This is a genomic window from Comamonas composti DSM 21721 (assembly GCF_000429845.1).
GTDB lineage: Bacteria > Pseudomonadota > Gammaproteobacteria > Burkholderiales > Burkholderiaceae_C > Comamonas > Comamonas composti.
In genome coordinates this window covers 244,122-270,009 of record NZ_KE386971.1, presented here as the reverse complement: position 1 = coordinate 270,009, position 25,888 = coordinate 244,122, and the positions used below count along the sequence as shown (strand labels likewise).

Below are 25,888 nucleotides of genomic sequence, written 5' to 3'. Positions count from 1 at the left end.
ATGCGCCTAGATAGGATCACCATAGGTAGCCCGAAAAGCAGCCCTACGCATCAATTCAAAAATCTAAAAAATGTCTCAATCGACTTTGATCAGCAGCATTGGATTACGGTCGTAATTGGATGGAATGGCACGGGAAAGTCAAATGTACTTGAGGCGCTTGCTACCATCTTCCGGGACTTCATTCAAGGGGCGCGAAAACCTGCATTTGCATTCAATCTTGAATACAGGATTTCTTCTGGTTCGACTGCGTTGCACGTCAATATTGATGCTGACCCGGATCGGCCGCGTGATTTACTTATTATTCATGTCGCAACAGACGCAGAGGCTAAAAGCGATGAGTTATTCGACGCCTCTCTCGAGATAAGTTCGAAAACCTCCGCCCTACGAGGAAAAAGAATTCCGCTGAAGAGTTTCTTCGATCCTAAATTCGGGTATTTGCCGCGATATGTATTTGCCTATTATTCAGGTGAAAGTGACCGGCTCTATCAAGTATTCCGTCCATACTTGGAGGATTTTGATAAAAAATTAAGGCGGGGGGAGGATCCTGGATTAAAAAGACTGTTTTATGCCATGCCAGTACATAGCCAGTTTGTCCTGCTGGCATTCCTTATTCAGCAGTCCGATGATGTAAGGAATTTTTTGGCCGAACACTTGGGTATTGATCCAGATGAAGGGATCGAGTCGGTTTTATTTGTACTGCGAGAGCCCCCTTGGACATCTAAAGAAGGAGACCCTCGCTTTTGGCGTGCTAAGGGAGTCGTCGCCTCTTTTCTGGACCGCCTCTACAATATTGCATTGGCCCCAGTCGAGCTCAGCCGTCGTGAGCGCGTTTCCCTTTGGAGCGACAAGGTACTTCAATTCAAATATTTATACGTTAAAGACATCGCCTCGCTCCGCAAACTGGTGGGTGAGCAGCGTCCGGCTGAATTTTTTCGTGACATGGAAAGCACCCACGTTTCCCAGCTAATTGATGAAGTACGCATTCGGGTGCGCCTCCAAAAGAATGACGGGACAGTTACCTTTCGTGAACTTAGCGAAGGCGAACAACAGCTATTGACGGTTTTAGGCCTGCTTAGATTTACGGCTGAAAGTGAAAGTCTTTTCTTGCTGGATGAGCCCGATACGCACTTAAATCCACGTTGGGCCGTCGACTATTTCAACTATCTACGAACCTTTGCTGGTCAAAGTAATGATGATCGGGAAAATAGCCATATACTGTTAACCACTCATAATCCACTGGCAATTGCAGAGCTTGTGCGGGAGCAGGTTCAAATTCTGCAGTTATCAAAGGATGCAGAATCGACGCGCATTGTCGCCGTGCACCCGGAACTTGACCCGCGCGGCCTGGGCTACGCTGCAATTGTAACAAGCGATATGTTTGGTATCGCCTCAACGCTTGATCAGCCGACGCATTTGCTCCTAGAGCGGCAAAGGGCATACGCAGGTAAAGAGCACTTGACACCTGAAGAGCTCGCAGCCCTATCTGAAATTAACTCTAAATTGGAACGACTTGGGTTTCGATTTTTCCATCCCGATGAAGAGTATTCCCGCTACCTACGCTTGAGAAGCGCTGCACTGCGCGCTAAGTTTGAGTCGGACGATCCGGAGCAGTTAGCTAAGCGGTCAATAGCAATGGAGTCCGAAGAGCGGGAGGAGTTGGGGCAGCGACTCATTCGGGAACTACTTGCCGAGCAGCGCGATAAGCAGGAGCCCGATCAGTGAGGTACATTGACTCGACGCGATTGCGTTTGCCTGATGGTTGGCTGGAGCGTGCGGCTGCGGCAAAAATTGCAGTCGAGAATGGTGCGAATCCAGATGATTATGCCCGGATCTGGAGAGAGCTGAAAGACGGATTGGCGAATCTTTTTAATGACAAGTGCTGGTATTGCGAGGTTTCAGTTCCTCGCTCGGATAACGCCGTTGATCATTTTCGACCGAAAGGCCGCGTAAGAGACGCAGAGAATGAGCATAGAGGTTATCGCTGGCTCGCTTTTGAACAGTCGAATTTTCGGTATGCCTGCACGTTCTGCAATTCTCGCCGGAAAGATATCGAGGGTGACACTGCCGGTGGAAAGGCTGATAGGTTCCCACTGTTAGACGAGGCGCGCCGAGTTTATGAGCCAGGGGCTGTCACTGGCGAGCGACCAATTCTGGTCGATCCTTGCGAAGTCGGGGATTGGCGGCTTTTAGGATGCAGAAAAGAGAATGGGAAGCCTTGTGCCACGAGTGATATTCCCGAGCAACGCCAGCGTGCAGATATTTCGATAGAAATATACCATTTGCATCACGAGCCAACTTGCAAACTGCGGCATTCAGAAGCTGTAAAGCTTTTAGGGGATATTGAGGAGGCAAAGGCACTGTTCATTGCGACACAATCTGATGCTTTACAAGAGCCAGCGTTCAAAAGGGTGGCTGCGCGAATATTGAAATCTATTCATGTCGACAGTGCTTTCAGCGGCGAAATGCGGTTTCTGTTGAGCGGAGAGAGGGATATGGCTCACTCTTGGATCCAGACCTTGTTGGAAACTTGATGAAAGACTGGTTCCTGTGCCGGCTTGAGATCGCTATGGACGGAAAATAGCATGTGCCGCTTGAACAATACGTTTGTCTTCCCTGCAGCACTTAGACACTGGTGCCGTTCTGCTGGATTGTTTCCTGCGCATGGGCATGCAGCGATGACCGATTGAGGCTCGTGTCTGGATCTTCAGAATGTCTCCGACGATGGCTTTCTCGCGCCGGTCTCCGACAAGCGGCTGCAGATCCCAAACAGGCGTACCGCACACGCCGCTTAACGCACCTGGAACGAGATATGTTTGCCGTCGCCGATCGAAGACTGGCAGCCATGTGTGATCTTTCAACGCGGCGTGTTTTAGCCGTTGCAGGCGATGACAGCGCAGTGACCGTGCGGCGACCATTCAGCGCTTTTTCCTTCGGGCCGACGCGCTTTTTCTGCAGCGCTCGGTGCCGATGCCTTGCCCCCAACCGGGGCGCTGTGCTTGGCACTGCTCGATACCGTTGCCCGGCTGGGCAGACGCAGAAACCCTTGCGAACCAGTAGCATTTCATCCAGGGCATCTAGTCTATACGTCCAACGTTGATTGAATGGGCGCCCCCGGCCAAGAAACATGGCCGGTCGCGCTGTCGTGCTGCGCATCGAGCCGCCTACGGCGTCTCGCCCCCTTCGGGCTTCCATCGTTCCCTCGCTCCGCTCGGCTGACGCCTACGGCCCGGCTTCCAGCTTCGGGCCTGCGCGCTTCGCTTGCGTGCGGTTCGGCACACAGGGACGGCCGTTGCTATGTCCATCCGTCTCTCCTGACTCCATCACCTTGTCCGCGACTGTAGCCCGTGGCCGCGTGCCGTCAAGGCGCGCCAGGCCGTGTCCTCGGCTGCGCCTGCGGGCCGCACCAATCTGCCGCTTTTCTCCTTGACGGCCCACGTCCGTGGGCTCCTGACCGTCGCGGGCGATGAACTCAGGAAAGACGGTGGCAACAGGGCCAACCGGGTTCTTCGTGCCAACCGCACCGAACAGCCGAAAGGCTGGGCTCCGAATCTAGGAATCCGGTGTGCGGTTTGAACAGCAAACCCTTTTCGTCAGGAGAAAGACCATGTACGCATCCCCCCTTGCTTCGCGCTTTGCTTCCCGTTCCCCGGTACTGCGCAGCGACTCCCCGCTGTCCGATGACCAGATTCACCGCGTGGCCCCGTCCATCTTTGCGGAAGCGCCCCACGAAAGCCGTTCCCAGCGGTACGCCTATATCCCCACCGTCACAGTGCTGACCGAACTGCGCAAGGAGGGGTTCCAACCCTTCATGGTAACGCAGACCCGCACCCGCCACGAAGACCGGCGCGACTACACCAAGCACATGATCCGGCTGCGTCATGCCAGCCAGATCAACGCCCGAGGCGAAGCCAACGAAATCATCCTGCTGAACTCGCACGACGGCACCAGCAGCTACCAGATGCTGGCCGGCATGTTCCGTTTCGTTTGCAGCAATGGCCTTGTTTGCGGCGACACCGTGGCCGACGTGCGCGTGCCGCATAAGGGCGATGTGGCTGGGCAAGTGATCGAAGGTGCCTATCAGGTACTGCACGGTTTTGACCGTGCGCTGGAGTCCCGCGAATCCATGCAGGCCATCACGTTGGACGAAGGCGAGGCCGAAGTATTCGCCCGCGCCGCGCTGTCGCTCAAGTACGACGACCCGGACAAGCCCGCACCCATCACCGAATCGCAAATCCTGATGCCGCGCCGATTCGACGACCGCCGCCCGGACTTGTGGAGCGTGTTCAACCGCACCCAAGAGAACCTGACCAAAGGCGGTTTGCATGGGCGCAGCGCCAACGGACGCCGCCAGCAGACCCGCCCCGTGCAGGGCATTGATTCTGATATTCGCCTGAATCGCGCCCTGTGGCTGCTGGCCGATGGCCTGCGCCAACTGAAAGCCTGATTCCCCTGCGCGGCAGGGGCAGGCAGCAACCCTTGCCGCGTCATTCGCTGCTGCATTCCATCATCGCAAGGAGTTTTCACCATGAACGCCATCAACCACACCGAAGCCCAAGCCATCCACGCCACGGCCAGCGCCACGCCTGCCGTGCTGTTGGAAGCCGCCGACCCGAGCAAAAATCTGATTCTTGTGCCGCTGTCGCGCTGGTGACCGAAGGTCGCCCCATCGAGGACATAGCGGCGGATTTCGGGGTGGTGCAGCGCCGCCTGAAACTCGCCAATGTGTCGCCGCGACCGCGCAGAAGCCGTGAGCCTTGACCAGTTGATGGCCCTTGCCATCACCGACGACCACGCCGCGCAGGAGGTCGCGCAGCAAGCCCAAGGCGATGTAACCGCCGCAGGATCCCGCCTGCTTTAGTGGGGCGCAGTGCTCCAATCGTGGTATTAAGTGGATCGTGGGGCACTGGGAAAGTGTAATCTGTGCCTGGCAGCTTCTGCTTGTAATTATTATTAGACGCAGAGCTTAGTCAAGTTGAGCTTATATTAACGCCAAGGAATCTAAAGTGTTCTCCTACTCATTTGCGGTAAAACTAACTGATCGCAGTATTGACAAACAGTCTTCTATAGCATCATTCCAAAGTGATGGCGGAGACATTAAAGTCGAGAGAAAAGAGGATGACATCCTCTTGATCTCATCAGATGGATACTCTTGCGAGGAAGATGCGCTGAAGCAACTGGCCGCTATGCTTATGAAGGCCAAAATTACGTTGCTTAAACTCAGAATCCCCCATCAGGACTGGCTGTTATTCAACACCAGTCAACGGTTTGCTACGGAAGCTATTGGCAGTTTCTTTGAAGAACGTAAGATAGTTGCAGTCAGCTACAAGCCCCAAGTTTATGAAACAAGAAGATTTCAGCACTGGCCTGGCGCGACACCTGCTGGAGCCCCGTTCAACCTTGAGATTCTCAGTGATATTGCTCTTCCCGAAGATAAATTCAATTTCGGAACTGCTCGCACTCTAGAGGCATTGAATGTATTGGGGCTAGCTTTAGCTGATCCGCATGCGAAATCTAAACTGATTCTTGCGATGACCGCAGTTGAAATCCTTAGCGATAGAGAGTGTGTGGAAAAGGAGGTTGCGGATGCGCTTGATAATTTGAAGGAGAAAATAGCTGAAGTTAAAGCCACGTCTGAAATGAAAGATCGGCTCGCCAATTTATTGGAAGGCGCGAAGATAGAGACTATATCGAAGGCAGGAAAGCGCTTGGTTAGGAAGGTCCTCGGTGGGGCCAGAGCTAAAGAGTTTTATAAGCTTTATGATGTAAGATCTGAACTTGTGCATGGCAATTCTTCACGCCTGAGCATCGACCTTAATGGGCATGCTGAAATTGAGAAATATGCTGAAGAAGGCTTCAATCTTGCGCTAGACCTCATCTTGAATTTTCATGGGTCAGCAACATCCAATACGTCCTCATAGGCCACCGTAATCCAATGTCACCCCCAGCGGCAGAGGCGACGACAACGCCCCCGATTGAGGTCTATACCCGCCTCATTGAAGGCGAAGACAGCACGTATGCCTAACTTGATTACGCAGCACGCCATACCGCCGCCTAGGCGGTGGTGCACTCGATTGCAGTCTGTAAGATTACTTGCTTGATGTCATGAAAGCTCGACACTAAATTTTAGTTGCGAGAGCCAGTATCTAAAAATATTTGGCGTCAGTTGATAGCCCCTTAGGATAATATCCATTTTCCCGACGAACGATTCCGAATTTTCTTCTAGTTCTTTCGCACTCGGAGCCCCCTCGAACGTAATGCCAACATACGCATAACAATCTTCGGTAGTGTGGGCGATTAGTACAGGGCCGCCACTGAGGCCACTGAACCCCCAGCCGTGTTCGACTGCCAAGGTTGAGCAGAGCGTATAGGTAGGTTTCTCTGGCGAGGGAGCCGAGGACGCCAGTTCAACCGCTACACGCGGCATCGGCGCGGCCACCTTGTTGTCTGTCCGGTATTTATGGCCATTGGGAAATCCATAAGCAAGCCATACCGGCTGAGTGGTAGACCAGTCCGGTTCTACCCAGTTATCCAGGTTGATCGCTTCTGCATCTCGACCATCCCGAATTAAGGGCCAGATGCTGGTCAAGTCGGCAATTGCGATGTCAGGTCGTTCCAAATTCCGGCGCTCTAGATCAGAAAGTTCCTGCTGATTATTGATGTTGGTATTGGATGGAAAATCGCGGCAGCTGGTGAATGACCACCGGTATTGCCCCTGTGGCCCATGCTCATGGAACTGGTAAATATTTCGACCCGAATGAATTGAAGGGACGATTCGGTGTTTAGTTTTTAGGGCTTCGCTCAAAAATGCCGAAATGACATGGTGACAGGTCACGGCATATATGCGGGACTCAAACTGGATGAACGTCACCGTAGCATTGGTAGTGTTCTCGCTATGACCGCCTTGCAAGAACTGACCAGTAGCAAATAGAGGGGCACAAACAGCCTTGACTTGCTTATCGAGAGTGCTGTCTGTTGAGTCAATGTAGATCATTTATCTTCCGTTTTTCCTGCCTTGGAAAGTAGAGACGTTAGCTCTCGTTGCACATACGCCAAAAGCGAGGAAGCCTTGTGCTGGTCACCATCGGCATACGCCAACGTCAGCAGTGTGAGCGGATGAACCTCCATGACTTCGCACAGTTCAGCCAGCTTGGTCAAGGTCGGGCTTTTCAGATCGCGCTCCAGCGAACTCATGTAGGTGCGGCTGGATACTTCCGAGAACGCCTCTTGGCTCAGACCACGCGCTTTTCTGATCCGCCGCAGTGCATCGGGCAATGATGGCTTGAGCGCTGTCATTCTGAACTTTCCCCAAAATTCAGAATGACAACCTGTTGAGCCCTATAGGGCTACAATCTATAGTGTTCATTTTGCCTGTTTGTGCTTTTACGGAAATCCGCCTTGGCGGCTTTCTTCAAAAGCGGAGAACCTGATCCGTGTCTTTCCTGACTTCCGTGCACGTGCCTTCGTGCTTCTACGTCTCTGCGGATACGTGGGGTTACGCATTGGTGCTTTCGTGGGAAGGCGTGAAAGCGCCTCTGCTGCTCTCCAAGTCCGTGGAAGTACAACCATGACTCCGCTCATCACCGCCGACGAGCGCGCGCGCCTGCTGGATAACGGCCAAGCTCGCGCTGCCGGGCAGGACACCGACCCGCTGCCCGTGGTGCGCCTGTTCACGCCAGATGCGCATGCCACCTGGCTGCTGGCTTCGCTCGACCCAGCCGATGGCGATACTGCCCACGGCCTGATCGACTTGGGGATTGGCATGCCTGCACTGGGAACGGTGAAGCTGTCTGACCTTGCCGCCATCGTCGGGCCGCGCCAGCAGTCCGTGATGCGGGATCGCTACTTCCAGCCAGTGCGGCGGCTGTCGGAATACCTGCGACTGGCCGAAGACAACGGCTCGATCACCGATTGAGCGCCACCGCCAAGCGGGGCGCACTGTGTCTATTTCGGTCTGGTCTGTGACTCGTTCGGTCTGAATCGGCAGTGTTGTACCGAAGCGGTGCGTGCCAGATCGAAACGGTCATGATGTCTGGCGCGGGCTGCGGCAAGCTGACCGACGCGGCATGCTATTGGAGTGCGTTGCCGCCGTCGCACTCGGACGATTTCAGCAACGCATCGGAGTTCATCGGTCTTGACACTGCCAGTTTACGCTTCACCCATGACGTTTTGACGATGGCCTCGTAGCACGCCGTTTCGCCGTGGCGACGCACCCCCAGCACAGGGAGGTTGCCGTATGGCTGATCGCAGTGCCAAGCCGTGGTATGCCACGGCGGCCTATCTCTACGTTCTGCATCTGGATAGCCCGGCGCTGGCCTGGGAGTACTTGCGCCGTCATCCAGACTATCGGCACGACTGGCTGCGCCGTCGTCGCCAACCGGATGCTGCCGGGCATTGGGGGCTGCGCCTGCTGGAAGATCCCGCCCTGGATGCGCGGGACGCGCACCCGGCCTGGTTCCCCGATCACGATGCCGTGGTGCAGCTCTACCCGGATGCCGATCCACCGCCCGATGCCTTGTGCTTTGAGTTCTGGAAGCTGCCGGGCCACAAATACCTGATCCATGACGGCAAGCGCCTGGTGCTGGTGGCGCGCTGGCCCGGCTGCTGCCTGCGCTTCGTGCTCGCGCCCGGCCTGGCCGACGGCATGGCTTACGCCTATGCCATCCGGGCCTGCGCCGTACCGTGTGCTCGATACCACGCATTTGCCGTCGCGTTGGACAGGCTGGCTGCGGCGGCGGATGCCGCTCCTGTCGCCACTGCGCGGCCCCGACCTTCGCTAAGCCAGCTGCAGGAAGTGCATACCTTGCAGGCGCTGGATGCAACCCTGGCGGGTGCGTCCTTGCGGGAGGTGGCCGAAGGGCTTTTTGGCGTGGATGCCGTCGTGGCCGACTGGCACAAGGACAGCGCCTTGCGCGCTCGTGTACGCCGGCTGGTGCGGCGTGGCGAGGCGCTGATGCGCGGCGGCTATCGCAGCCTGGCGCAGCTCCCGCCAGTTGCAGCGCAGTGAGGGGGGACGTTTTGCAGCCCCTGCATTTCGTCCCTTAGCAAGAAGCCCATCTTTCTTGAAAGTGCCTCTATCCGGCCGCGTGGTGTGGCCGGGCTTGATGGAGGTACACCCCATGCGACCCGCTCCCTTGCGGCCTGCCGCCGCTGCTGTCGCTGCGCCCGCGCAGCCCCAACGCTACCTGACCAACGACGAGGCCGCCGACTACTTGCGCCTTTCGCCACGCACGCTGGAGAAGCAGCGCGTGATCGGCGGTGGGCCGAAATTCCGCAAGTTCGGCCGCCGCGTCATGTACGCCGTTAGCGACCTCGATGCCTGGGCCGATGCGCGCAGCTATGAGGCGACTTCCGACCCGGAATATGCCGAACGGCACGCGGGTGACTACCGTGACGGCCGCTGACCGTCGGCGCGTGGGTGGCCATCGCCATGTCTCGCCCGCCAGGGCACGCCTTGCCGCAGCGCGAACAGCTCGACCTGTTCCGCGCACTGCCGGGCGAGGACATGGCACCGCGCGATGCACAGGACTTGATGGCCTATCCGTTCTTCTCGCTGGCGAAGTCGCGGCGCACCGCGCCGATCGACTTCCGCAGCGGCAACATCACCATCCGTGTGGAAGGCACGCAGGAGCATGGTATTGCCACCATCTGGGATGCCGATATTCTGATCTGGGCCGCCAGCCAGATCGTCGAAGCCAAGGACGCGGGCATCCCGACCTCGCGGCTGATGCAGGTGCGCCCTTACGAAATCCTGCGCTTCATCGGGCGCGGTACGTCGCTGCGCGACTACCAGCGGCTCAAGGCAGCACTCGACCGACTGCAATCAACCACGGTGGCCACGTCCATCCGCGAAATCACGGGAAGGCGGCTGCATCGCTTTTCGTGGATCAACGAGTGGAAGGAACTGGCCGATGCCAGCGGCACGCCGCTGGGCATCGAGCTGATCCTGCCGGATTGGTTCTATGCGGGCGTGGTGGACGCGGCCCTGGTGCTAACCATCGACCCGACGTACTTCCGGCTGACCGGCGGCATCGAGCGCTGGTTGTACCGCCTGGTGCGCAAGCATGGCGGCCGGCAGGAACACGGCTGGCAGTTCGATTTCCAGCACCTGTACCGCAAGTCGGGCAGCGTGGCGCGCTTCTACGACTTCGCCGCCGACCTGCGCGCGCTGGTGGCTCGTCAATCGTTGCCCGGCTATGTCTTGGGCATCGAGCGGATGCCTGGCGAGAAAACCGAACTGCTGACCTTCCGGCCCGTGCTGCATACGGCACGGGGATAAGTGCGGGAAAACCTGTTAATTCACTCGTGCTATCAGGCAACAGTGGACTCGTGCTATCAGGCAACAAATCCTCGTGCTATCAGGCACAAAAATCGGCTGCAACCCCGCGCCGTTACTGGGTTTTTGCGCCCCTTAACTTCCCTAACAGTAAATACATAATTTTTAGTAGAAGCGCGCCGTTTCGGTGGACAACCGCCAAACGGCACGGCGAACCCCGTTTCGCAGGGCAGGCAAAGCCCGGCTCTCCAGCAGGGAGGGCCGCGCCATGATCGTCGCCTTGCTCAACCAGAAAGGCGGTGTCGGCAAGACCACGCTCGCCACGCACATTGCGGGGGAACTGGCCTTGCGCGGCCAGCACGTCGTCCTGCTGGATGCCGACCCGCAGGGTTCCTCACTGGACTGGACACAGCGCAGAAGCCAGCAGGGCTTGCCACGGCTGTTCAGTACCGTGGGCCTTGCCCGCGAAACACTGCACCAGGAAGCCCCAGAACTCGCCAGGCGAGCCGATCACGTCATCATCGACGGGCCACCCAGGATCGCCGCCTTGGCACGTTCTGCGCTGCTGGCGGCCGAACGGGTGCTGATTCCGGTACAGCCCAGCCCCTATGACCTGTGGGCCAGCGCTGAGATGGTGGCGCTGATCCGTGAGGCCCAAGTGTTCCGGCCTGCGCTACGCGCGGCCTTCGTCATCAACCGGCGCGTCAGCACCACGGTGATCGGGCGCGAAGCACGGCAAGCCTTGGCCGAACAGCCGTTGCCAGCGCTGCGCAGCGAGGTGCGCCAACGCATCGTCTTTGCCGACAGCGTGGCTGCGGGGCGATTGGCGCGGGAGACAGCCCCCGATAGTGCGGCGGCGCAGGAAATCACCGCGCTGGTCGATGAGCTGCTGCGGTGGCCGTAATGAGCGACAACAGCAATCCACCCAATGGCAAACGCCCGGCCAAGCGGGTCGGCATCGGCGCGCGTCCGCCCGCCAATCCGCACGCCGAGGCGTGGATTCGCCAAGGCGACGCGGATGCGCTCAACAAGGGCGACCTCTACACCGCGCGCCTGACCCTCGACATCACGCCCGCCATGCGGGCGCGCATCAAGGTGTCGGCCTTCACGCAAGGCGTGACCGTGGCCGACCTGCTGCGCGGTTTGCTGGAGCGCGAGTTTCCAGAACACCGCAGGGAGAACACGCCATGACCACATCCGCATTGTCTGCTGCCGCACCTGCCGCCATCGCGGTCACGGCTGCGCACGCTGCACCGTCCAGCCAGCCTGGCAGCGCGCCGTTGACGCGCGTATCGCTCGCCTACATTGAACCGCGCTTCAAGCTCTATCTGCGCTTCGGCGAACCAGCCCGCACGCTCCAGCTCGACCGCTGGCGGCGCTGCGCCATGTTCCTGCCGGGTGCAATCCTCTGCCGCGTTCGTTGGCAGGCCAACGACTACGGCACGATCCGCTGGCAGCTCATGGTGATGCAGGCTGCTACACCGCTTGATGCCGTGCAGTGCATCCCAGGCGTGCAGCCAGGCGCGTGCCTGCTGCTGCATGCCGAAGGTGACGCCAATGTGCGTGCCGTGCTGGAACGCATCGACGGCATCGAGGCGCTGGGCATCGCTGCCATTGACGTGTCGCCCGCGTACTGGCGCACGCTCGCCAACCGGCTCGCCGCGCATTTGCCGCTGCCCGGATACACCGCCGAGCGGCACGCCGCCTGGCTGGCCGGGAAGGTGCTGCCATGACGGCCCAATCCACCATCGTGCGCACGCCTGAAGCCGCACCGCATCCTCGCTCGCGCCTGCGCGCTCGCATCGTGCTGGCGGGCTTCGCCGCCGTCGGCCTCGCTGCGCTGGCCTGGGCGGCTTTCGTGCAGCCGCTGCCACGCCTGATCTACAACCCGTCCGACAGCGTTCCGGTCGGCTGGTATCGCGTCGATCCACAGCGCCACGGCGCCGACGCGCTGCCACGTCCCTTATCTGTGGGCAGCGTCGTCCTGACCACATTGCCGCCAGATGTTGCCGCGCTCGCTTCGCAGCGCGGCTACCTGCCGGCACACGCTCCGCTGCTCAAACGTGTGGGCGTGGTCGCGCCGCAACACGTTTGCATCGTCGCCGGGCAGGTACGCATCGACGGCGCACCTGCGGCCACCGCGCTGCCTGCCGACAGGCTGGGCCGGCCGCTGCCATCCTTGCAGCTTTGCCGCCGCCTTGAAGCGGGCGAACTGTTCCTGTTGAGCGTGACCAATCCGGCGTCGTTCGACAGCCGGTATTTCGGGCCTGTCAGCGCATCCGACGTGATCGGCGTTGCGCATCCGATCTGGGTGGAGACACGCCCATGATAGCCGCCGATTCGCTGCACGTTGTCGTGCCATCGGGCATGTCGTTCCAGTGGCTGCCGCCGTGTCGTCGCGCGTGTCGTGCGAGTGCACTCGCACCGCACTTCGCGCTGCCTCCGGCGCAGCCGCCCAACGTGCAGGCGTCTTGCCTCGAACGCGCACGGCCTGCGGCCATTGGCGCGTTCGCTGGCAGGCTGGCTGCAAGCAGCCCAGCGCCGCCGGGCCGCCGACGCCCGGAGCGACAGCGAGGGGCAAAGGCGGAAGGCAAGATAAAAGGTTGCGGCACTCCGTTTCGCAAAAACCGTGTCTGCACATGGGGGTGGCGCGGCACGCGCCTGATCGCGGCACGGTGCTACGTAGGTCGCCAATGCCTTGTCGGTGTTCGGGAAAGCGCGTGCTACCCACGCCTGGCTTGGATGACTTTCGATGGAGTTGATGTATGAGCCGCCACGACGATGACCGTTTCCGCATCCGTCCAGGCGCACCCAGGCAGCGTGGCGATGCCTTCATCAGCCAGGTGTTGCGCCAGACCAGCAAAGCCGGCGCCAAAGTCGCCAAGGCGGGTGGTAGGCCAGGCTCTCGCCTGGGGCGCGGCCATGTCGCCGCACGCTTTACTGGCGCATCGCTGACCGTCAATTCCCGGCGCGTCACCATCAAAACCCGGCTGGTGAATCTCGCCAAGGCCGGGGCGCGTTCCACCAGCACGCACCTGCGCTACATCGAGCGCGAAGGCGTGGGGCGTGATGGTGAGCCCGGCAAAGCCTATGGCCCGATGACGGATGGGGCCGATCTGGCTGCGTTCGAGGAACGTGGGCGCGAGGATCGGCACCAGTTCCGTTTCATCGTTTCGCCCGAAGATGCCGAATCGCTTGATGACTTACGCACCTACACCCGCCACCTGATGGCGCGTATGGAAGCCGATTTGGGTACACGGCTGGAATGGGTGGCTGTGGATCACTGGAACACTGACAACCCCCACACCCATGTCGTCCTACGCGGCAAGGACTACACCAGCAAAGACCTCATCATCTCCCGCGACTACATCAGCCAGGGCATGCGGGAACGGGCTTCGGAGCTGGCGACAGAATGGCTGGGGCCGCGTACCGAACTGGAAATCCAACGCAGCATGCAGCGAGAAGTCGAGCAGGAACGCTGGACAGGTCTGGATCGCACCTTGCAGCGCGAAGCCGTTGATGGACTTATCCGCACCGAAAGGCTGGAGACTGAGCCCCGATTGAAACGCCAGCGCTTGCTGCTGATCGGTCGCATGCAACGCTTGCAGCGCATGGGATTGGCCACCGAGATGCAGACTGGCGTATGGGCCGTGCATGCTGAAGCGGAAAGCACCTTGCGGGCCATGGGCGAGCGTGGAGACATCATCCGCACCATGCAGCGTGCCATGAGCGGGCAGCAGCGCGAGCTGGCGGTGTTTCAACCGGCCGAAGACACCAGAACCATCGTGGGCCGCGTGGCTGGCAAAGGTCTGGCCGATGAGCTGTACGACAAGGGCTATTTGGTTGTCGATGGTATCGACGGCAAAGCCCACTACGTCGCCTTGCCACCCAAGACCGAGCTGGAACAGTACCCGACCGGTGCCGTGGTGGAGGTGCGAGGTTCTGCCGAGGTGCGTGCGGCTGACAAGAACATCGTCGCGCTGGCGAGCGATGGCCTGTACCGCGCCGATCATCACCTGGCCATCGAACAGGGCCGGGCCAAGCCCGTACGAGACCCGCAGGAGGTTGTTGCCGCTCACGTGCGGCGACTGGAAGCCCTGCGCCGAGCAGGCATCGTGGAGCGCGTGGCCGAAGGGCTATGGAAGGTGCCGGCCGACCTGGCCGAGCGTGGCCGCCAATACGACGCGCAGCGGCTGGGCGGCGTAGCCGTGGAACTGAAATCGCACCTGCCCATCGAGCGGCAGGCGCGCGTCATCGGCGCGACCTGGCTTGACCAACAATTGATCAGCGGCTGTAAAGGGCTGGGGGATCTGGGCTTTGGTGGCGACGCCAAGCAGGCGATGCAGCAGCGCGCGAACTTCCTGGCCGAACAAGGACTGGCTGAGCGACGCGGGCAGCGCGTGATCCTCGCGCGCAACCTGCTGGGCACGCTGCGCAACCGGGAACTGGCGCAGGCCGCGAAGGACATTGCCGGGGAAACCGGCCTGGAGCATCGCCCGGTGGCTGACGGGCAGCGCGTGGCTGGTATCTACAGGCGCTCCGTCATGCTCGCCAGTGGGCGTTACGCCATGTTCGATGACGGCATGGGGTTCAGCCTGGTGCCGTGGCGGCCGGTGATCGAACAGCGGCTGGGGCAGCAGATCGTTGCGACGGTGCACGGCGGTGGCGTGTCATGGGATATTGGGCGGCAGCGTGGCCCACAGATATAGATCACCACGAGACATTCCATGAACAAAGGTGTCTTGCTGTCTGCAAGGAAAGATCATTTGGAACAAGTTTTTCCAAGCAGGCTGTTGATTTCTGTTTCGAGACGATCCTCTGTTGCCACGCGCACTGGATAACCAAATGCCTTGCTAAGCGGCGTTGCTACGACACTCAAAGACATTGCAATGGCTTGGTTCGGTACGATGACAACACTACCCGCGCAAGTTCGCTTTAACAATTCCCGGTTCCGTTTGAGCCAAAGCGCGAATTGTTTCCGGTCTTCGCCATTCGCATCATGCCCCCTGCCTGGCATCTCCCGTGTCAGCAATACGAATTTCTCCCCTTCACTCAGCAAGGCGTCTAGCTTTGATTCCCAGTTAGATGGTTGAGAGGAAGACATCCATACCAACGGAAAATGGCGAGTATCAATTTGCATGGCTGCTTCCTTGAGTGCTAGGCCACTGCATTACCAGAGGCATGGATGGTGTTTTGCGCACCAGCGATCAGCAATTTCAGGCCAGTCAAAAACCGGCTATCGAAATCCTCTGAAAAAATGGCATCACGAGCGATCCAGTTGTTTGGATACTTCTCACGCGCCAGTTCAATAAATGCCTGCTTGCGCGTGGCCAAGTCCAGCGTGCTGCCCGGCCCCAGCGCCTGTTCTTCCGTCACGAAGCCCAACACGTAATAAGTCACGCTGAAACTGGCAGTGGCCGCGAGGTCAGCATCTGCCCCCGCCTGCGCGAAGGCGGAGAGCAACGCCTCACTGGTGCGCAACACGTTGTCCGTGACAACGTATGTCCCCGCAAACACCCGCGCGCCATCGCGGCGCTGCAGGAGAGCCTGGCGAAGCTCAGTCGCCACCTGCCGGACTCGATCCGTCCATTCCTGATTCTCAGGAAGGTCGCGCGCCACATCCTGCACCAGTGCATCGGCCATACCGTCGATCAAGGCCTGCTTGCCGTCGAAATGCCAATAGAGGGACGGTGCCTGTATCTGCAAAGCCTGGGCGAGCTTGCGCATCGTCAGGCCTTCCAGTCCGTCCTGATCCAGCAACGCCAGCGCTGCTTGGATCACCTGTTCTCGCTGGATTTTTGGGGCTTTCACGTGTGGGGATTCTCCGTTTGGCTTGAAATCTAACAGTGTTAGTGTATCATATTCGACAGGACTAACAATGTTAGGTTTGATATGAAAGCGATTGTTTTATGCAGCATCTTGGCATTGAGCCTGGCGGGCTGCGCCGGCATGGATGGCCTGGACAAAGCCCCCAGGGCGACCCTGAACACGCCAACGGCCATCGGTGCCAAAGAGAGTGCGCCATCGCAATGGCCCTCTGATCGCTGGTGGGAAAGCTACCAAGACCCAGCGCTCAATCGCCTGATCGAGCGAGCACTGGCACAGAGTCCCGATCTGAGGATCGCGGGTGCGCGGCTGGCACGGGCGGCGGCCCTGGCCGAGCAGGCCGGCGCACAGCGGTGGCCGACGATGGACATGGATGCCAGCGGCGTCCGGAAGCGGTATGCCCAGCAATACGATGCAGACGCGCCGCTGGCCGGGCACCACGGGACGACCCTCACGCTCGGTGCTGAAATTCAATACACCTTCGACTTCTGGGGCGGGCAACGTGCCGCCTTGAAGTCGGCCTTAGGGGAAACGGCGGCGCGAAGTGCGGAAGTGCAGGCGGCCCGGGTGCTGTTGACGAGCCGGCTTGCCAACGCCTGGTTTGAGCTGGCGCAGTTGATCGCCCTGCGGGACTTGGCGCAAGAGGCGTTGACGATACGCAGCCATACGCTGCGTATCGTGGAACGGCGGACTCAGGCCGGCCTTGCTACCGAAGTGGATCGCAAGCAGGCGCAAGGCGATCTGCCCGCCACCGAACGAGAGATTTTCAGTCTGGACGAGCAAATCGCCCTGCAACGCCATGCGCTGGCTGCTTTGGCGGGGCTTCCAGTGGATGCGCTGTCCGATGCCATGCCCAGCCTCAGCGCCGTGCCTGACAGCGAGTTTCCGGCAGCAGTCCCTGCCGCCCTGATTGGCCATCGCCCGGATGTGGTCGCAGCGCGCTGGCGGGTGGAGGCTGCCGCCCAGGAAATGGAAGTTGCCAAAGCGGGCTTCTATCCGAACATCAGTCTGCGCGCATTCGCGGGATTTGCCCGCCAGGGTTTATCGGTCGGCTTGTCCGACTGGCTGACTGCGGGCAGCCGAACCTATGGCGTTGCGCCTGCCATCACGCTGCCCATCTTCGATGCAGGCCGGCTGCGTGCCCGGTTCAAAGGATCAGCAGCCGAACTGGACGCGGCCATCGAAACCTACAACCAGACCTTGCTTGCTGCTGTGCGCGATGTGGCCGATCAGCTTGTCTCTCTGGATGGATTGGTGCCGCAATCGAACGCACAAGCGCAAACGCTCGCGGCTAGGCAGGCTGCGTTTGCACTTGCGCGGCGGCAGTACGAAGCCGGCTTGACGGACTACCTGACGGTTCTCAACGCCCAGAACGCCTTGCTGCGCGAACGCCAGCAGCAACTGGCGCTGAAAACACGCGAACTCGTCCTTGGCGTGGAACTCAACCGCGCCCTGGGTGGCGGCTTCGACGCAGCGAGTACGACAACCAACCTGGCATGGAAACACCAATGAGCACACCTGAAACTGCAACACAGCCACGATCCTTGGCGCTGCGGCTCGCCCCCTGGCTAGGATGCGCCGCCGTCATTGCTCTGGTCATTCTGGCAACCACCCAGTGGGGTGATTGGACCAGCAGCCGAACCATTCAGACGACGCAAAATGCGTACGTCAAATCCGACATTGCGGTGTTGAGTGCCAAGGTATCGGGCTACGTCAATGCGCTACCTGCGGGCGATTACCAGCCCGTCCATGCGGGAGATCTGATCGCGCAAATCGACGATGGCGACTACGAACTGGCCGTATCGGCAGCCCAAGCGGCCCTGGCCAAGGCGCAAGCGAACCTCGATAACCTTGATGCGGAGATGGCCCAGCAGCGCGCGCGCATCAATGAGTCGCAGGCTAACGTCCGTGCGGCCGAAATCCGAATTCGGCAGTACCGGAGCAATCCTGCGCGTCAGGCCGAACTGGTCAAAGAGGGGGCACTGTCTCGCCAACTATTCGAGAACGCGCAGGCCGACTTGGATCATGCCGTGAGCCAGCGTGAGGCTGCCGCTGCACAAGCTGAATTGGCCAGGCGATCACTGGATGTTCTGGAAGGCCAGCGGAAACTTCGGCAGGCAGACGTCAACGCTGCCATCGCAACACTTGAAACAGCCAAACGAAACCTTGGCTATACACGGATTGTCGCGCCGTTTGACGGCATGCTGAACAAACGGCACGTGCAAGCCGGTAGTTTGGTCAATATCGGCACGCAAATCGTGTCTCTCGTTCCATCCAGGCCAGCCTACGTCATCGCCAACTACAAGGAAACGCAGCTCGCGCGCGTACGGCCGGGCCAGCCCGTTGTCGTGACTGTCGATGGCCTGCCGGGCCGGCACTTTCGTGGCCGGGTTGCTGAAATCGCACCCATGAGTGGAGCAGAGTCCGCGCTGCTGCCGGTGGATAACGCCTCGGGCAACTTTACGAAGGTCGTGCAGCGGATTCCGGTTCGCATCGAACTGGAGCCAGGACAGGACGCACTCGACCGGCTGCGCCCGGGGATGTCGGCGGAGACGCGCATCGACACCGAAGGCGAAACAGTCGCCGTCCATGCGGCAGCAGCGGCAGAAACGGCGCAATTTGCCGCTATCGCGGGCCGAGAGGCCGATTGATCATGGCCTTTTCCCGCCTGTTTTCCAACACGCCTATCCCGCGTCCGGCGCTCACCGTGACGGCCATTTTTCTTGGTGCTGTCCTGACCACGCTGCAAGGACGCCTGTTTTCTGCGGCATTACCGGATTTGCGCGGGCAGTTCGGTCTGGACGTACTGGAGGCGGCCTGGTTGGGGACGGCGCTCAATGGCGCGCAACTCGTCACCATGCCCATCGTTCCCTGGCTTGCAACGGTTATTGGGCCAACACGTGTTCTCGTCGCACCGAGTTTGTTGCTGGGTTTTGTAGCGTTGGTCATTCCAGCCTTCGCACACCACTACCCACTGCTGATGTTCCTGCATGCCACAGCGGGACTATGCCTGGGAATCTACCTGCCTCTGACCATTTCCCTGGGATTGCGCAGCGCGCATCCTCGATTCTGGCTGGCGGTCATGGCAGCCTACAGTTTAAGGGTATCCACAGGCATGGACGCGGGATACGGTACGTCCGGCTTTCTGGTTGAAGGCATTGGCTGGCATTGGGTGTACTGGATCACAGCGATAGCAGGCCCATTGATTGCCTTGCTGACGTGGAAAGCCATGCCACTGACACCGGTTGATCGTGCCCAGTTGAAGCAAGCGGACTGGGGAGGCATGGCTTTGTTCTGCACGGGGTTGGTTCTGTGCTTTATCGGTATCGAGTCGGCCGAGCGATTGGGGTGGGCTGATTCGGGTCTGGTCGTATCTGCGCTCGCGGGCGGAGCGATTCTGTTCTGCGCAGCCGTCATGCGTGCAGTTCGCCTGAAAGTTTCGTTTGGGCAGCTAATTGCATTCGGAAACCGCAACATCTGCATCTGCCTGGTGATTGCCTGCCTGTTCGCCGTATTGATGACGCCATCCTCCCTGCTGATACCGACGTTTCTAGCCCAGATGGGGGGCTTGAAACCGATGCAGGCCGGGACCGCCACATGGATTGCCTTCGCAGCCTACCTTGCCGCGACGCCTTTGGCGATTTATCTCGGGAGGCGTTTCGAGCCGAGGCTCCTGATTATCTGCGGATTGACCGTCATTGCCGCGACTGCGTGGCTGGGGACGCATATCAATCACGATTGGCGCGTTGATCAGTTCGTCATGATGCTGATCCTGCAATCGCTTGGTGAGAGCGTCATGCTGATCGGGCTGATCGCGGCTTTTGTTACCAACCTGAACCCGCAGCATGGAGTCGCGCTGGGCGCCTACGTACCGATCGCGCGGGTTCTCACGCCCGTGGCTGCCGGCACGATCATGTCCGCTTGGCTGCGGATGGCTGCGGATATGAGTCGTACAAGTTTGGGTTCATATGTTCCGGCAGGCGATCCGTGGGTCATGGAGCGGGCCGCGTCCGGGGTGGCCGGCATTGCGCAGGTACTGGCACGCGAGGCGCAAGTCGCGGCGCATATCAGCGGCTACCAGTTCGTATTTTGGTGCAGCCTGTTGTCGATCTCTTTGGCTGTCCTGATTCGCTCGTCGCCGCCCAACCCGATTGCGCCACCACTTCTATAGGTGCGCCATGGAACTGCGTCATCTTCGCTGCTTTCTCGCTGTTGCAGAAGAACTCCATTTCGCCCGCGCAGCGGAGCGGCTGCACATCGAGCAGTCGCCGCTATCGCGGGCAATTAAGGAACTGGAAGAAGACCTGGGCGAACAGTTGTTTGTCCGCACCAGCCGCAGCACGCGACTGACGCGGGCAGGCAAGCTGTTTCTGGAGCATGTGCCGCGCGTGTTCTCCGCCTTGCAGCAAGCCCGTGACAGCGTGAAAGCAGCAGCCAATGGTTTCCACGGTCAATTGCGCATCGCGCTATCCGATGGCATCACGCCGTCACGGTTGCCGGCCTTGTTGGCGATGTGCAGGCAGGAGGAACCCGAGGTCGATATTCGGTTGTTTCAAGTACCGCTGGCGCAACAAATCAAAGGACTGCAAGACGACCTGTACGACGTGGGCTTTGCGCAGTCGGACGAAGTGGGCGAAGGGATCGCTGCCGAAGCGGTGTGGAATGACCCGCTGATGGTGGCTGTGCCAGCGCGCCATCCTCTGCTCAAGCACAAGCGGATTCCGCTGGATGAAGTGCTGCAATTTCCTCTTGTGCTATGCGACCCGCAGGCGTGCGAGGGACATGCGCGCCAGGTCGATCGCCTGCTGCGCCGTTCCGAGCGCGAACCCCTGATCGCCGAGCGCGTGGCCTCGTTCGAGTTGATGATGGTCGTGGTGTCGGCAGGCTTCGCCCTGGGCCTGGCCGGTGCGCCACACATCGCGGCAAGCCAGGAATCTGGTGTGGTGGCCCGGCCCTTGGCTGGGCGCTCGCCCATGCTGACGACCTACCTGCTGCGCCCGGAAGGCGAGCCTTCGGAGACGCTTGCCCGCTTCATCGAACGGGTGCAGGCCATCGACCTTCCCGAAGGCGCGAGGCCCGCGCCGACACCTGAACCTGATCCGCAGGAGGACACCCCGCCATGAAACGCATTGCCCCATTGCTATTGATCGCTGCGATCACGGCCTGCGGACAGTCGGAAACCCCCAAGCCCGCCAATGTGCCGACCGTGGACGAGCTGGCCGCCGATCCGGCGCGGTTGAAGGAACTGCGCCAGCAATGCAAGACTGAGCGCCCGACCATGGGTGATGTGCTGTGCAACCGCATGGCCGAAGCGACGAACAAGCGTTTCTTTGGCGACGGCAAGGTGCCTTACACGCCATCGGAGACGCCGCCGAAGTTCTGACCGTTGGCGGCTTGCCGCATATTCTGATTTTCTTGCTCGACACGCCGCAGCGCGCCCATGCCTGCGGCGTTTTTACTGGTTTCGTCGCTGCATGAAACCATGCTTTTTGCATCACCTTGTTGCCGATAACGGTCTTTGACCGGCACTGACCCGGCACCGATCCTGACGCCTGCGGCACGCCCTTGTGCCGCGTTTTCCACGGGGAATCAGCGCAGGAGAAATCGGAGGCCAGGGTATGCAAGCTCAAGGGGTGTTGTTCGGGCAGATCGCCGCCGTGTTCGGCATTGTGATCGCCGGTGTGTGGGGTGCCACGCAATGGACAGCAGCCGCCTTGGGTTACCAGCTACGCCTGGGTTCGCCCTGGTTCGACTTGTACAGCACGCCGGTTTATTACCCTTGGAAGCTGTTCGAGTGGTGGTTCTTCTTCGACGCCTACGCGCCGCAGGTGTTCGACACTGGCGGCATGATCGCGGCGGGCAGCGGCCTGCTGGCGGTGGTGGTCGCCATCGCCATGTCGGTGTGGCGGTCGCGCCAGGCACGAAAGGTGACGACCTATGGTTCGGCCCGCTGGGCCGATACTGCCGACATTCGCAAGGCCGGGCTGACACAGGCCGCTGGTGTGTTCCTCGGCCAGCATGATGGCCACTACCTGCGCCACGAAGGGCCGGAGCACGTCCTGACCTTTGCGCCTACGCGCTCGGGCAAGGGTGTGGGCCTGGTGGTTCCCACGCTGCTTTCCTGGCCAGCATCCGCTGTCATTCACGACATCAAGGGCGAGAACTGGCAGATCACCGCAGGCTGGCGCAGCCGTTTCAGCCACTGCCTGCTGTTCAACCCAACCGATGCGAAGTCGGCGGCCTACAACCCGCTGCTGGAGGTACGGCGCGGCGCGCATGAAGTACGCGATGTGCAGAACATTGCCGACATTCTGGTCGATCCCGAAGGCGCACTGGAGAAGCGTAACCACTGGGAGAAGACCAGCCATGCGCTGCTGGTCGGAGCCATCCTGCATGTGCTGTACGCGGGTGAAGACAAGACGCTGCGCGGCGTCGCCAACTTCCTGTCCGACCCGGCCAGCCCGTTCGAGCTGACCTTGCACCGGATGATGACGACGAAGCACTTGGGTGACGTGCCGCACCCGGTTGTCGCGTCCGCTGCGCGCGAAGTGCTCAACAAGTCGGACAACGAGCGTTCGGGCGTGTTGAGCACCGCCATGTCGTTCCTCGGCTTGTACCGCGACCCCACGGTGGCCGAAGTCACCTCGCGCTGCGACTGGCGCATCGCAGACCTGATCGCGTCCGAATCCCCGGTGTCGCTGTACTTGGTGGTGCCGCCCTCGGACATTTCGCGCACCAAGCCGCTGATCCGCCTGATCCTCAACCAGATCGGGCGGCGGCTCACCGAATCGCTCGACGGCAGCGACGGCATCGAGCGCCGCCACAAATTGCTGCTGATGCTCGACGAGTTCCCGGCGCTGGGCAGGCTCGATTTCTTCGAGACGGCGCTGGCCTTCATGGCGGGCTACGGCATCCGCAGCTTCCTTATCGCGCAGTCACTCAACCAGATCGACAAAGCCTACGGCCAGAACCATTCGATTCTGGATAACTGCCATGTGCGCGTGACGTTTGCGACCAACGACGAACGCACGGCCAAAAGAATATCCGAGACGCTGGGCACTGCCACTGAACTGCGTGCGCAGCGCAACTATGCGGGCCACCGCCTTGCGCCGTGGCTCGGGCATTTGATGGTGTCGCGGCAGGAGACGGCCCGCCCGCTGTTGACGCCCGGCGAAGTGATGCAGCTTCCGACCGACGAGGCCGTGGTGATGGTGTCCAGCCTGGCACCGATCAAGGCGAGGAAGTTGCGCTACTACGCAGATGCCAATTTCAAGCAACGGGTGTTGCCACCGCCAGCGGTGACGGCAGGCCGTTATGCCGATGTGCCGCCTGCGCGTCCTAACGACTGGAGCGGGCTGGCGATTCCTGCCATGCCGGTCACGGCTGCGAGTGATGGTCTGGCGGATATGCCTTCAAGCGATAACGGCGGCCCCCGCCGCCAACCCGAACTGTCCGAATCCGTCGCCTACGACCCCGAACTAGCGCACTCGGCCAGCGATCTGTCGTTGCTCGATGACGCCGACCTGTTGCCACTTCCCAGTCAGCTCGATCCGGCCATGCAGCGCACGGCCCGGCTGGCTTCCCTCGACCCCAACGACGGAATCGACTTATGAGCCAATACCGCCTCAATCTGTTCATTCAGCCCGAGCACGCCAAGCGCCTCGAAGAACTGGCCGCCAAGAAAGGCGTTTCCAAGTCGTCCATCGTCGCGGCGGCGCTCGCATCGTGGCTGTCGCCCGATGCAGGCGACCAGCGCGAGGCGGCCATCGCCAAGCGGCTCGATCGCCTGTCGCGCCAGGCCGAACGCATGGAGCGCGACCAGAACATCCAGATCGAAACGCTGGCGCTGTTCATCCGCTACTACCTGACCGTCAGTACGCCGGTTCCCGAAGCCCATCAAGACGCGGCGCGAGCCCAAGGCCGGGCACGCTTCGAGCAGTTCGTTGAACAGTTGGGCCGCCACCTGCTGCGCGGCCGCAGCCTGGTGCGCGATGTGGTGGAGGAGCTGCATCCCGACCCGGTGCGGATGGACGACGCGGCGGCGCTGGCCGAAGCGCAGGAGCGTGCCTCATGAGCACCGTTCCACAGTCCCCACCCGAACGCTCATCCACCGCGGCTTCGCTGGATCGCCGCATCCAGATGCTGCGCACGGCAATGGGGCCAGTTATCGCCAGCGCGCTGGCCGACCCGGATGTGGTGGAAATCATGCTCAACCCCGACCGCACCCTTTGGGTCGATCGGCTGTCCTCGGGCCGCACGCCGCTGGGCGTGGAACTGTCCGAAGACGATGGCGAACGCATCATTCGCCTGGTGGCCGCGCACGTCGGCGCAGAGGTGCATCGCGGACGGCCGCTGCTGACCGCCGAGCTGCCGGAAACCGGCGAGCGCTTCGAGGGCATCTTGCCACCGGCCGCGCCGGGGCCGGCCTTTGCGCTGCGCAAGCGCGCCGTGAGCATCATCGGCCTGGATCGCTATGTGGCCGACGGCATCCTGACCACCGTGCAGGCCGAGTTCCTGCGCCGCGCCGTGCGCGAGCGCCAGAACATCCTGATCGCCGGGGCGACGAGCAGCGGCAAGACCACGCTCGCCAATGCCTTGCTTGCGGAAATTGCCGCCACGGGCGACCGCGTGCTGGTGCTCGAAGACACCATCGAACTGCAATGCGCCGCCCGTGACCATGTGCCGCTGCGCACGCGCGCTGGTGTGGTGTCGATGACCGAACTGGTGCGCGCCACGATGCGCCTGCGGCCCGACCGTGTGATCGTCGGCGAAGTGCGCGGCGGCGAAGCCCTGGACTTGGTGAAGGTGTGGGGCACCGGCCACCCCGGCGGCATTGCCACCATCCACGCCGGTTCCGCGCTGGGCGCGCTGCTGCGCCTGGAACAGTTGATTCTCGAAGTGGCGGTGAACCCGCCGCGTGCACTGATCGCCGAGGCGGTCAACGTCGTCATCCACATCGCCGGACGCGGCCGCAAGCGCCGCGTCGAAAGCATCGCCCACGTCGTCGGCTTCGACGGTGTGGGCTACCGCCTGGTGAATGCACTGGAGGCGCTGGAAACGCCGTTTCCCGAGCTGACGCCGGTTCATCTTGCAGCGGCTACCGCTGCGCCTTCCTCGACCCCTGACCAACCTGGAGAACTGCCATGACGCACGTTGATGCTTTCCATTTTTCTGTAAATCCGCTTTCCCGGCTGATCATCCTTGCACGCCCTGCGGCGCAAGGGCTGCTTCTGGCCGCGCTGCTGCTGTTCCTGGCCGGAACGGCGCAGGCCGCAGGTTCCTCGATGCCGTGGGAAGGCCCGCTGCAATCCATCCTCGAATCCATCCAGGGGCCGGTGGCGCGCATTGTCGCGGTCATCATCATCATCGCCACGGGCCTTGCGCTGGCCTTCGGCGACACGTCGGGGGGCTTTCGCAAGCTGATCCAGATCGTGTTTGGCCTGTCCATCGCGTTCGCGGCTTCGAGCTTCTTCCTGTCGTTCTTCAGCTTCTCCGGTGGAGCTGTTGTATGAGCACGGCCACTGATCTTCCAGGCTTTGAAGTGCCGCTGCATCGCTCGCTGACCGAACCGCTCTTGATGGGCGGCGCACCGCGCACCGTGGTGATTGCCAACGGCACGCTGGCCGCCGCCGTCGGGCTGGGACTGCAACTGTGGATTCCCGGTGTCGTGCTCTGGATCGTCGGCCACTCGCTGGCCGTGTGGGGCGCGCGCGTCGATCCGCAGTTCATGCAGGTCTTCGCCCGGCACATCAAGCACAAGCCGCTGCTGGACGTGTAGGGGGATGCCGC

General features: G+C 60.7%; 29 protein-coding genes. 24 read left to right on the top strand and 5 right to left on the bottom strand.

Annotation, left to right across the window (positions count from 1 at the left end; translation table 11 throughout):
* From G486_RS0118210 to G486_RS0118190, 5 genes are all read left to right on the top strand, one after another.
* Nucleotides 1–1,722, top strand: coding sequence for an AAA family ATPase (locus tag G486_RS0118210; protein WP_027016812.1), 1,722 nt, complete (start codon nucleotides 1–3; stop codon nucleotides 1,720–1,722).
* The gene (locus G486_RS24165) at nucleotides 1,719–2,531 is read left to right on the top strand and encodes an HNH endonuclease (RefSeq protein WP_124207739.1); all 813 of its coding nucleotides are present in this window, start codon (nucleotides 1,719–1,721) and stop codon (nucleotides 2,529–2,531) included. The genes G486_RS0118210 and G486_RS24165 overlap by 4 nt, the downstream gene beginning before the upstream one ends.
* Before the next feature lie 1,073 nt (nucleotides 2,532–3,604).
* On the top strand, nucleotides 3,605–4,444 hold the full coding sequence (locus tag G486_RS0118205; RefSeq protein WP_027016811.1) for a DUF932 domain-containing protein: 840 nt from the start codon (nucleotides 3,605–3,607) through the stop codon (nucleotides 4,442–4,444).
* Between the two features lie 81 nt (nucleotides 4,445–4,525).
* Complete coding sequence (locus G486_RS24725; protein WP_281171921.1) at nucleotides 4,526–4,651, top strand: hypothetical protein; 126 nt, start codon at nucleotides 4,526–4,528, stop codon at nucleotides 4,649–4,651.
* A gap of 352 nt (nucleotides 4,652–5,003) precedes the next feature.
* The gene (locus G486_RS0118190; protein ID WP_027016810.1) at nucleotides 5,004–5,918 is read left to right on the top strand and encodes a HEPN domain-containing protein; all 915 of its coding nucleotides are present in this window, start codon (nucleotides 5,004–5,006) and stop codon (nucleotides 5,916–5,918) included.
* Nucleotides 5,919–6,100: 182 nt separating this feature from the next.
* Here the strand turns inward: G486_RS0118190 and G486_RS24155 are convergent, their stop codons facing one another.
* Complete coding sequence (locus G486_RS24155; RefSeq protein ID WP_156920092.1) at nucleotides 6,101–6,991, bottom strand: hypothetical protein; 891 nt, start codon at nucleotides 6,989–6,991, stop codon at nucleotides 6,101–6,103.
* Nucleotides 6,988–7,293 carry a helix-turn-helix domain-containing protein gene (locus G486_RS0118185; RefSeq protein ID WP_084455420.1) on the bottom strand — a complete coding sequence of 102 codons (306 nt, stop codon included), beginning with the start codon at nucleotides 7,291–7,293 and terminating at the stop codon, nucleotides 6,988–6,990. The genes G486_RS24155 and G486_RS0118185 overlap by 4 nt, the downstream gene beginning before the upstream one ends.
* 271 nt (nucleotides 7,294–7,564) lie before the next feature.
* Between G486_RS0118185 and G486_RS0118180 the strand changes: the two genes are divergently transcribed.
* From G486_RS0118180 to G486_RS0118140, 9 genes are all read left to right on the top strand, one after another.
* Nucleotides 7,565–7,912, top strand: coding sequence for a DUF2958 domain-containing protein (locus tag G486_RS0118180; protein ID WP_027016808.1), 348 nt, complete (start codon nucleotides 7,565–7,567; stop codon nucleotides 7,910–7,912).
* Nucleotides 7,913–8,233: 321 nt separating this feature from the next.
* Nucleotides 8,234–9,004 carry a DUF2285 domain-containing protein gene (locus G486_RS0118175; RefSeq protein WP_027016807.1) on the top strand — a complete coding sequence of 257 codons (771 nt, stop codon included), beginning with the start codon at nucleotides 8,234–8,236 and terminating at the stop codon, nucleotides 9,002–9,004.
* A 112-nt stretch (nucleotides 9,005–9,116) separates the two neighbouring features.
* Nucleotides 9,117–9,401, top strand: coding sequence for a helix-turn-helix transcriptional regulator (locus G486_RS0118170; protein WP_027016806.1), 285 nt, complete (start codon nucleotides 9,117–9,119; stop codon nucleotides 9,399–9,401).
* Between the two features lie 26 nt (nucleotides 9,402–9,427).
* The gene (locus tag G486_RS0118165; protein WP_211233810.1) at nucleotides 9,428–10,276 is read left to right on the top strand and encodes a replication initiator protein A; all 849 of its coding nucleotides are present in this window, start codon (nucleotides 9,428–9,430) and stop codon (nucleotides 10,274–10,276) included.
* A gap of 265 nt (nucleotides 10,277–10,541) precedes the next feature.
* The gene (gene parA / locus G486_RS0118160) at nucleotides 10,542–11,177 is read left to right on the top strand and encodes a ParA family partition ATPase (RefSeq protein WP_027016804.1); all 636 of its coding nucleotides are present in this window, start codon (nucleotides 10,542–10,544) and stop codon (nucleotides 11,175–11,177) included.
* Entirely contained in the window at nucleotides 11,177–11,464 is a 288-nt protein-coding gene (locus G486_RS0118155) for a hypothetical protein (RefSeq protein WP_027016803.1), read from the top strand. Before parA ends, G486_RS0118155 begins: the two co-directional genes overlap by 1 nt.
* Nucleotides 11,461–12,006 (top strand): DUF2840 domain-containing protein, encoded by a 546-nt coding sequence (locus G486_RS0118150; RefSeq protein ID WP_027016802.1) that lies wholly within the window; start codon nucleotides 11,461–11,463, stop codon nucleotides 12,004–12,006. Before G486_RS0118155 ends, G486_RS0118150 begins: the two co-directional genes overlap by 4 nt.
* Nucleotides 12,003–12,602, top strand: a complete 600-nt coding sequence (locus tag G486_RS0118145) for a S26 family signal peptidase (protein WP_027016801.1) — start codon at nucleotides 12,003–12,005, stop codon at nucleotides 12,600–12,602. The genes G486_RS0118150 and G486_RS0118145 overlap by 4 nt, the downstream gene beginning before the upstream one ends.
* A 436-nt stretch (nucleotides 12,603–13,038) precedes the next feature.
* A complete protein-coding gene (locus tag G486_RS0118140; RefSeq protein ID WP_027016800.1) occupies nucleotides 13,039–14,982 on the top strand; it encodes a relaxase/mobilization nuclease domain-containing protein in 1,944 nt (647 codons plus the stop codon).
* 53 nt (nucleotides 14,983–15,035) lie between these two features.
* Here G486_RS0118140 and G486_RS24150 read toward each other — a convergent pair whose 3' ends face one another.
* Together G486_RS24150 and G486_RS0118135 are read right to left on the bottom strand one after the other, a co-directional pair.
* The gene (locus G486_RS24150) at nucleotides 15,036–15,413 is read right to left on the bottom strand and encodes a hypothetical protein (protein WP_156920091.1); all 378 of its coding nucleotides are present in this window, start codon (nucleotides 15,411–15,413) and stop codon (nucleotides 15,036–15,038) included.
* Between the two features lie 17 nt (nucleotides 15,414–15,430).
* Nucleotides 15,431–16,084 (bottom strand): TetR/AcrR family transcriptional regulator C-terminal domain-containing protein, encoded by a 654-nt coding sequence (locus G486_RS0118135; RefSeq protein ID WP_027016799.1) that lies wholly within the window; start codon nucleotides 16,082–16,084, stop codon nucleotides 15,431–15,433.
* Between the two features lie 81 nt (nucleotides 16,085–16,165).
* On the opposite strand from G486_RS0118135, the gene G486_RS0118130 reads away from it, so the two are divergent.
* The 5 genes from G486_RS0118130 to G486_RS0118110 are packed head-to-tail and all read left to right on the top strand — an operon-like array spanning nucleotide 16,166 to nucleotide 21,482.
* A complete protein-coding gene (locus G486_RS0118130; RefSeq protein WP_027016798.1) occupies nucleotides 16,166–17,611 on the top strand; it encodes an efflux transporter outer membrane subunit in 1,446 nt (481 codons plus the stop codon).
* The gene (locus G486_RS22800) at nucleotides 17,608–18,750 is read left to right on the top strand and encodes an HlyD family secretion protein (RefSeq protein WP_051303665.1); all 1,143 of its coding nucleotides are present in this window, start codon (nucleotides 17,608–17,610) and stop codon (nucleotides 18,748–18,750) included. The genes G486_RS0118130 and G486_RS22800 overlap by 4 nt, the downstream gene beginning before the upstream one ends.
* A 2-nt stretch (nucleotides 18,751–18,752) precedes the next feature.
* A complete protein-coding gene (locus tag G486_RS0118120; protein ID WP_027016797.1) occupies nucleotides 18,753–20,270 on the top strand; it encodes an MFS transporter in 1,518 nt (505 codons plus the stop codon).
* 7 nt (nucleotides 20,271–20,277) lie between these two features.
* Nucleotides 20,278–21,222, top strand: a complete 945-nt coding sequence (locus G486_RS0118115) for a LysR family transcriptional regulator (RefSeq protein WP_027016796.1) — start codon at nucleotides 20,278–20,280, stop codon at nucleotides 21,220–21,222.
* Entirely contained in the window at nucleotides 21,219–21,482 is a 264-nt protein-coding gene (locus G486_RS0118110; RefSeq protein ID WP_027016795.1) for an EexN family lipoprotein, read from the top strand. The genes G486_RS0118115 and G486_RS0118110 overlap by 4 nt, the downstream gene beginning before the upstream one ends.
* Here the strand turns inward: G486_RS0118110 and G486_RS24145 are convergent.
* Entirely contained in the window at nucleotides 21,449–21,628 is a 180-nt protein-coding gene (locus G486_RS24145; RefSeq protein ID WP_211233809.1) for a hypothetical protein, read from the bottom strand. The genes G486_RS0118110 and G486_RS24145 overlap by 34 nt on opposite strands.
* 89 nt (nucleotides 21,629–21,717) lie before the next feature.
* Between G486_RS24145 and G486_RS0118105 the strand changes: the two genes are divergently transcribed.
* From G486_RS0118105 to G486_RS0118085, 5 genes are read left to right on the top strand one after another with little or no spacing between them, the layout of a single operon-like run.
* A complete protein-coding gene (locus G486_RS0118105) occupies nucleotides 21,718–23,712 on the top strand; it encodes a conjugal transfer protein TraG (RefSeq protein ID WP_027016794.1) in 1,995 nt (664 codons plus the stop codon).
* Nucleotides 23,709–24,173, top strand: coding sequence for a ribbon-helix-helix protein, CopG family (locus G486_RS0118100; protein ID WP_027016793.1), 465 nt, complete (start codon nucleotides 23,709–23,711; stop codon nucleotides 24,171–24,173). The genes G486_RS0118105 and G486_RS0118100 overlap by 4 nt, the downstream gene beginning before the upstream one ends.
* Nucleotides 24,170–25,246, top strand: coding sequence for a P-type conjugative transfer ATPase TrbB (trbB, locus tag G486_RS0118095; protein WP_027016792.1), 1,077 nt, complete (start codon nucleotides 24,170–24,172; stop codon nucleotides 25,244–25,246). Before G486_RS0118100 ends, trbB begins: the two co-directional genes overlap by 4 nt.
* Nucleotides 25,243–25,611 (top strand): TrbC/VirB2 family protein, encoded by a 369-nt coding sequence (locus G486_RS0118090; RefSeq protein WP_027016791.1) that lies wholly within the window; start codon nucleotides 25,243–25,245, stop codon nucleotides 25,609–25,611. Before trbB ends, G486_RS0118090 begins: the two co-directional genes overlap by 4 nt.
* Nucleotides 25,608–25,877 (top strand): VirB3 family type IV secretion system protein, encoded by a 270-nt coding sequence (locus G486_RS0118085; RefSeq protein WP_027016790.1) that lies wholly within the window; start codon nucleotides 25,608–25,610, stop codon nucleotides 25,875–25,877. Before G486_RS0118090 ends, G486_RS0118085 begins: the two co-directional genes overlap by 4 nt.
* The last annotated feature ends 11 nt before the right edge of the window (nucleotides 25,878–25,888 follow it).

Coding starts and splice junctions, on each gene's coding strand:
- G486_RS0118210 (WP_027016812.1), top strand. CDS start 1: ATGCGCCTAGATAGGATCACCATAGGTAGCCCGAAAAGCAGCCCTACG.
- G486_RS0118205 (WP_027016811.1), top strand. CDS start 3,605: ATGTACGCATCCCCCCTTGCTTCGCGCTTTGCTTCCCGTTCCCCGGTA.
- G486_RS24725 (WP_281171921.1), top strand. CDS start 4,526: ATGAACGCCATCAACCACACCGAAGCCCAAGCCATCCACGCCACGGCC.
- G486_RS24155 (WP_156920092.1), bottom strand. CDS start 6,991: ATGATCTACATTGACTCAACAGACAGCACTCTCGATAAGCAAGTCAAG.
- G486_RS0118185 (WP_084455420.1), bottom strand. CDS start 7,293: ATGACAGCGCTCAAGCCATCATTGCCCGATGCACTGCGGCGGATCAGA.
- G486_RS0118180 (WP_027016808.1), top strand. CDS start 7,565: ATGACTCCGCTCATCACCGCCGACGAGCGCGCGCGCCTGCTGGATAAC.
- G486_RS0118175 (WP_027016807.1), top strand. CDS start 8,234: ATGGCTGATCGCAGTGCCAAGCCGTGGTATGCCACGGCGGCCTATCTC.
- G486_RS0118170 (WP_027016806.1), top strand. CDS start 9,117: ATGCGACCCGCTCCCTTGCGGCCTGCCGCCGCTGCTGTCGCTGCGCCC.
- G486_RS0118165 (WP_211233810.1), top strand. CDS start 9,428: ATGTCTCGCCCGCCAGGGCACGCCTTGCCGCAGCGCGAACAGCTCGAC.
- parA (WP_027016804.1), top strand. CDS start 10,542: ATGATCGTCGCCTTGCTCAACCAGAAAGGCGGTGTCGGCAAGACCACG.
- G486_RS0118155 (WP_027016803.1), top strand. CDS start 11,177: ATGAGCGACAACAGCAATCCACCCAATGGCAAACGCCCGGCCAAGCGG.
- G486_RS0118150 (WP_027016802.1), top strand. CDS start 11,461: ATGACCACATCCGCATTGTCTGCTGCCGCACCTGCCGCCATCGCGGTC.
- G486_RS0118145 (WP_027016801.1), top strand. CDS start 12,003: ATGACGGCCCAATCCACCATCGTGCGCACGCCTGAAGCCGCACCGCAT.
- G486_RS0118140 (WP_027016800.1), top strand. CDS start 13,039: ATGAGCCGCCACGACGATGACCGTTTCCGCATCCGTCCAGGCGCACCC.
- G486_RS24150 (WP_156920091.1), bottom strand. CDS start 15,413: ATGCAAATTGATACTCGCCATTTTCCGTTGGTATGGATGTCTTCCTCT.
- G486_RS0118130 (WP_027016798.1), top strand. CDS start 16,166: ATGAAAGCGATTGTTTTATGCAGCATCTTGGCATTGAGCCTGGCGGGC.
- G486_RS22800 (WP_051303665.1), top strand. CDS start 17,608: ATGAGCACACCTGAAACTGCAACACAGCCACGATCCTTGGCGCTGCGG.
- G486_RS0118120 (WP_027016797.1), top strand. CDS start 18,753: ATGGCCTTTTCCCGCCTGTTTTCCAACACGCCTATCCCGCGTCCGGCG.
- G486_RS0118115 (WP_027016796.1), top strand. CDS start 20,278: ATGGAACTGCGTCATCTTCGCTGCTTTCTCGCTGTTGCAGAAGAACTC.
- G486_RS0118110 (WP_027016795.1), top strand. CDS start 21,219: ATGAAACGCATTGCCCCATTGCTATTGATCGCTGCGATCACGGCCTGC.
- G486_RS0118105 (WP_027016794.1), top strand. CDS start 21,718: ATGCAAGCTCAAGGGGTGTTGTTCGGGCAGATCGCCGCCGTGTTCGGC.
- G486_RS0118100 (WP_027016793.1), top strand. CDS start 23,709: ATGAGCCAATACCGCCTCAATCTGTTCATTCAGCCCGAGCACGCCAAG.
- trbB (WP_027016792.1), top strand. CDS start 24,170: ATGAGCACCGTTCCACAGTCCCCACCCGAACGCTCATCCACCGCGGCT.
- G486_RS0118090 (WP_027016791.1), top strand. CDS start 25,243: ATGACGCACGTTGATGCTTTCCATTTTTCTGTAAATCCGCTTTCCCGG.
- G486_RS0118085 (WP_027016790.1), top strand. CDS start 25,608: ATGAGCACGGCCACTGATCTTCCAGGCTTTGAAGTGCCGCTGCATCGC.